At 51.3% G+C, this 5,079-nt stretch carries 5 protein-coding genes and 1 pseudogene; 4 read left to right on the top strand and 2 right to left on the bottom strand.

What is annotated here, in order from left to right; all coding sequences use genetic code 11:
• Positions 1-78 precede the first annotated feature (78 nt).
• Positions 79-243: pseudogene (locus ACNS88_RS17465) on the top strand (IS6 family transposase); the annotation flags it as partial.
• Positions 244-256: 13 nt separating this feature from the next.
• Here the strand turns inward: ACNS88_RS17465 and ACNS88_RS17470 are convergent.
• Both ACNS88_RS17470 and ACNS88_RS17475 read right to left on the bottom strand, forming a co-directional pair.
• Entirely contained in the window at positions 257-682 is a 426-nt protein-coding gene (locus ACNS88_RS17470) for a hypothetical protein (RefSeq protein WP_435100585.1), read from the bottom strand.
• Positions 683-1,035: 353 nt separating this feature from the next.
• Entirely contained in the window at positions 1,036-1,317 is a 282-nt protein-coding gene (locus ACNS88_RS17475) for a helix-turn-helix transcriptional regulator (protein ID WP_435100588.1), read from the bottom strand.
• A 474-nt stretch (positions 1,318-1,791) separates the two neighbouring features.
• Here ACNS88_RS17475 and ACNS88_RS17480 point away from each other — a divergent pair, with 474 nt between their 5' ends.
• From ACNS88_RS17480 to ACNS88_RS17490, 3 genes are all read left to right on the top strand, one after another.
• The gene (locus tag ACNS88_RS17480) at positions 1,792-2,907 is read left to right on the top strand and encodes a DUF8471 domain-containing protein (RefSeq protein ID WP_435100591.1); all 1,116 of its coding nucleotides are present in this window, start codon (positions 1,792-1,794) and stop codon (positions 2,905-2,907) included.
• A gap of 255 nt (positions 2,908-3,162) precedes the next feature.
• Positions 3,163-3,435, top strand: coding sequence for a HalOD1 output domain-containing protein (locus ACNS88_RS17485; RefSeq protein ID WP_435100594.1), 273 nt, complete (start codon positions 3,163-3,165; stop codon positions 3,433-3,435).
• Positions 3,436-3,606: 171 nt separating this feature from the next.
• Positions 3,607-4,887 (top strand): RNA-guided endonuclease InsQ/TnpB family protein, encoded by a 1,281-nt coding sequence (locus tag ACNS88_RS17490; protein WP_435100597.1) that lies wholly within the window; start codon positions 3,607-3,609, stop codon positions 4,885-4,887.
• Positions 4,888-5,079 lie beyond the last annotated feature (192 nt).

Below are 5,079 nucleotides of genomic sequence, written 5' to 3' on the forward strand. Positions count from 1 at the left end.
GAACAACTGAAGTCTCCCGCTTCAACTCCTTTGATTTAGCGGCCTACCTCGCTGCTGTATGGTGATTCAACACAGCCATTTCAAGTCATTCGACATGAAAATCGAAATGCTATCGAACGTATCTTTTGAGAAATAGAACGACGAACATCATCGTTTGCGAATAGTTTCAGCAATGTCGCGCTAGAGACAGCTCAAAACTGGCTCGAAGCCGTCGCCGTCTACCACAATTCACGCCAAACTTAACGCGACCGTCTAGCTATCTAGATTCTGGAGGGCGATATGCCCACCGAGTTAGGGCATTTTCTGCATCAGATTTGTACTCGTAGAGTCCCGACCGGAATGGCTTCTCTGTAGACTTCGAAGTCCATTTTGCTCTGTACCTGTTCCCTTCTTTCTCTAATTCTATGATGAGTGTTTCATCGTCTCTTTGCCACTCATACCTGAGTTCATCATCACCCATTTTACGTCGAGTGTACTGCGAGACACTTTGATCACCCACTGTCGGTAAATTAAATTCGTCTAGGACATCTAATTGGAAGCTAGAATAGATATGACCTGCAGAAGGCTCGAGTTCTCGTAGAGCTTTCTCGAGTTCTGCAGCAGTTACAATGCCATCATTGACTAGTGCGTCGGCTGCATATTCTCCTACTCCTCGAATTTCCAAAAGATCGGACTTAGTCACAATTTGACCTGTTAGTCCTCTAATATAGTTCTGCTGATTATATTATCACACAAAAACACCTGATAGAATCCGCTCAGATCACATGCCACGTACAATTTCTGAGGCCTGTTTAGATGCTTGAAATCACCGAGAAGATCCCTCCAAGCTGCGTTCGGTGTTCCGCACCGCTGGCTTCATGACAAGTTCACGGAATCGCCCGAACCATGTTCTCGACCACAACGTTTCACCGTACCGACGCCGTAAGCCGAAAAACACCGATTCAGCGTTCGAGCGTTTGTGATACGTCCGATCATCGATGGGAAGATTTCCCTGAGCTGGGAACCAAAGACATGCGCACCCGAGCGATGATCTAATCAGTCGTTGTGGTCGATGTACTGTGCTTCCCACTCTACTCGCGCTTCGATCTCTCTGGTACCTCGACGAGTGACGGTGTACTCATTGGTCCGTCGATCACGTTGACTTTTCTCGACAAGTCCTTTTTCAACAAGCGTGTCGAGATTCGGATACAGGCGACCGTGGTGGATCTCTTTTTCGTAGTAATCCTCGAGCTCGTCTTTAATTGCGAGCCCGTGCGGGTCATCAAGGCCGGCTATTACGTACAGCAAGTCTCGCTGAAAGCCAGTGAGGTCATACATGGCTACTTTCACATCTTCAACTTTTGAAATACTACCGATATCGTAATGGATCTCACGCTGATAAGATAGTGTGCTGTTTTGCTGGGTTCTCTTGCTGGATATTGATGGAGATTCCTTGTTTAGTACCGGAAGTGACTGAGCAGTATGCTTAGTCAACAGCGCGTACGGCACGAGAAATTGCGAGGCCGAGGATGAGGGCGACGACCACGGCAAGCACCACTGTTGATGACATGCCAGCGGACACGTTCAGCAACGCTGCAACCATACTGACATCTCTCTCATCGAATAGTTAAAAGAAACTGTATCGCTTGCTGATCCGTTGCCACCCGAAGTGAGCTCGTCAGTATCACCGGATGAAACAAAGCTCCTCAGTCAATTTTCCCCGTTAAAGCGCGTATTGCGGTCGATAACGCGCTCGCAGTGGGAACCTGTTGTATCGTACGCTTTTTATTGACGCTAGCGTTGCGATACTGTATGGATCGACGGGACGTGTGGCTACTTCTCCCTCGTCCCCTCCGGACCCTTCCTGCCGATTTAGCTGCGGTTACGCTCCTCACGGCGATCACGCTTGTGAGTGTGTTTGTGCCGGTCATTAACGACACTCCACTGCGAGTCGTGTTTGGACTGGGTTTCGTGTTATTTCTTCCTGGGTATGCGTTTATTGCTGCGCTCTTTCCAGAAGGTGGTGGCCACCCGTCCTCTGATACAGCGGACGATACGGCTGATCCAGCTACCACATCGACCGAGAAACCAAGTGCTGTCCCAGGCACTGACGCAGCTACTGCTGAAGCGGAGGCAACAACTCAAACACCGGAATCGGATCAAGAAGGTATAGACGGTATCGAACGGGTTGCACTCTCATTTGGGCTTTCGATTGCTATTGTTCCTCTGATCGGCTTGGTGTTGAATTTCACTCCGTGGGGGATTCGACTGGTGCCGATTGTCGTCACGGTGGCCGGCTTTACACTCATCAGTGTCGCGGTGGCCGCGCACCGTCGCCACGCATTACCTCCGGACGATCAGTTCTCAGTCCCGTATCGCACGTGGATTACCACGGCGCGAGCGGAGTTGTTCGAGCCTGAGAGTCGCACTGATACCGCGCTAAATGTACTACTCATCGCCTCGTTACTGCTTGCGATCGGCAGTGTTGGTTACGCTGTTGCTGTTCCACCACAGGGCGAGCAGTTCACCGAATTTTACCTGTTAACTGAGAACCCTGACGGAGAACTAGTGGCCGACGGTTACCCCGAACAGCTGGAGCGGGGCGAACAGGTAGAGCTGGTCGTCGGTATCTCAAATAACGAGTATGAGCGTACGGAGTATACGGTTGTAGTCCAACTGCAGGAGGCTACTCAAGAAGGGAATGAGACCCAGGTCATCGACCGACAGGAACTCGATCGCTTCACAACAACACTCGATCATAACACTACCCATCATGAGCGACATCAGCTTGCGCCAACACGGACCGGTGAGAACCTCCGTGTCCAGTATCTGTTGTACGAAGGCGACCCTCCAGAGACACCCACGCAGGAAACAGCGTACCGTGACCTTCACCTCTGGATAGATGTCGCTGACTCCGCTGGTCAATGAACCACGAGTGAACCCGTTGGCGTCTGCCCTGCGATTTTGTGAGCGAGGAACTCGCCGATCAGCTGTACAGCGTCGAACAGAATAGTAGGCTCCGTTGAAATTCTCCTGCGCCAAATGCGAGTAGTATGCTCGAAAAGGTTATTAGCCAAGTCTATCTTGGAGTACGTACGAAACACAAGCAGGGCGTTTTGAGTAATCCCAGAATATATTAATACGGTGAGTGTTACTATACGGGGAAGTCTCAACAGTGGTTCTATGAAAGAATCCTCAGAGGAGCCGCTCATGACTATCGCCGAGTCTCTTTCAGACGCATTGGACACACCAATAGAAGAGTTACCCCCACTCTCTCAGTCAATTGACCCTGGGGGGTTAGCAGCGATCGTTACCGAGGACCCCTCCCACGATGTGACGGTTACATTTTCCTACGCTGCTCACAGAGTTCTTGTTCACTCAGACAACACCGTCTACGTTCACCCAATCCAGAATGACAACACAGACCGATGGGACACGGTACATTTTGGCGAGTAACAACTACGCTGGGACACGGAGACTTACGGAGAACCGAGGAGAAAGCCTCGCGCTTTAGCGTGGGGATGAATCCGACACTACCCTTCACAGTCCACCGTTCGATGGCACGGCTGGATATTCCACGCTGCGCCAATAAACACCTTCAAGTAATTTTGTCTATATAGGTTACATATAGCGAAACAGGTCGTTACTCGCACCTACACTGCTTCCATACGGAACCAGTCTCAGGTGCAAGACGACCTTGATTCGCTCGGGTTTGCAGCCAGTAAGCTCTGGAACGTCGGACGGTGGACATGCAGTCGGATCTGGGATAAAATCGATCACATTCCCAACCACAACGAACTCACCACGTACCTCAAAAACCACGAACGCTATGATGACTTGCATTCTCAGTCAAGTCAGCGAGTCCTTCAAGAACTCGCTGAGGCGTTCAACGGCTGGTACGGCAAACGACAAAACGGAGATACGAAAGCGAACCCGCCCGGCTACCGCAAACACGGCGACGAACACCCGCGTTCCACAGTCACATTCAAGCAGAAAGGTTTCAAACTCGACACTCAGTACGGCCAAGTTAGACTCTCACAGGGCTCGAATCTAAAGGAGTATTGGTCAGACTTCGTACTGTGCAAGTACCAGACTCGCCCCGACGTTGACTTGTCCACCGTGGAGAACGTCCAACAAGTCAAGGTTGTATGGACAGGCGACGAGTGGGAGCTCCACTTCGTCTGCAAAATCGAAGTAGAAGTTGCTGACCCACCGGGCGAGAACACGGTGGGTGTTGATCTCGGTGTCAACAACTTCGCCGCGCTCGCCTACGAAGACGGTCATAGCGAGTTGTACCCGCCCAACTGCTTGAAACAGGACGACTACTACTTCAGCAAGGGTATCGCCCAATGCGATGACTCGGGCTCTGAGCAGGCCACTCGATTGAACCAAAAAAAGTCGGCTCGTCGTACACACTACTTCCACACACTCTCAAAACACATCGTTCAACGATGTGTCGATGAAGGTGTTGAAACCATAGTGATTGGTGACCTCTCCGGCATCCGTGAAGATGAGGAGAGCGCCGAGTCGAAAGACTGGGGCAAGCATGGGAACCTTGATCTGCATTCGTGGGCGTTCGACCGTTTCACCGACCTCCTCAAATACAAGGCCGAGATGGAAGGCATCACGGTTGAAGAGGTGTCTGAGCGCGATACGTCGCAGTCGTGTTCGTGTTGTGGTCAGGCACGGAAGGCGAACCGTGTTGAACGCGGACTGTATGTCTGCGATGAGTGCGGTACAGTGGCGAACGCGGATGTGAACGGCGCTGAGAACATTCAGCAGAAAGTATCTCCGAGTTCACCGAATCTGTCGGCGAATAGGAGTAACGGCTGGTTGGCACAGCCATCGACGTTCTTGTTTGACAAGGAAACTGGCGCATTCGCGCCTCAAGAACGGGCTACGTCGTAAACCACAATATCCCAACCCAGCGGTACGGTGCCGTGGGAATCTTCGCCCTTCAGGGCGGAGAGGATGTCAATTCTACCCCAGTATTGACCGCAACTGGGTCAGATATGACCTACCAAGGATTTCACCTATGGAAACGCTGCTAGCCGATCAAACCACGTCTAGTGACAAAATGATTACGCCGTCGGGGGATCT

Origin of the sequence: Halorubrum shenae (assembly GCF_051194165.1) — an archaeon.
Lineage (GTDB): Archaea > Halobacteriota > Halobacteria > Halobacteriales > Haloferacaceae > Halorubrum.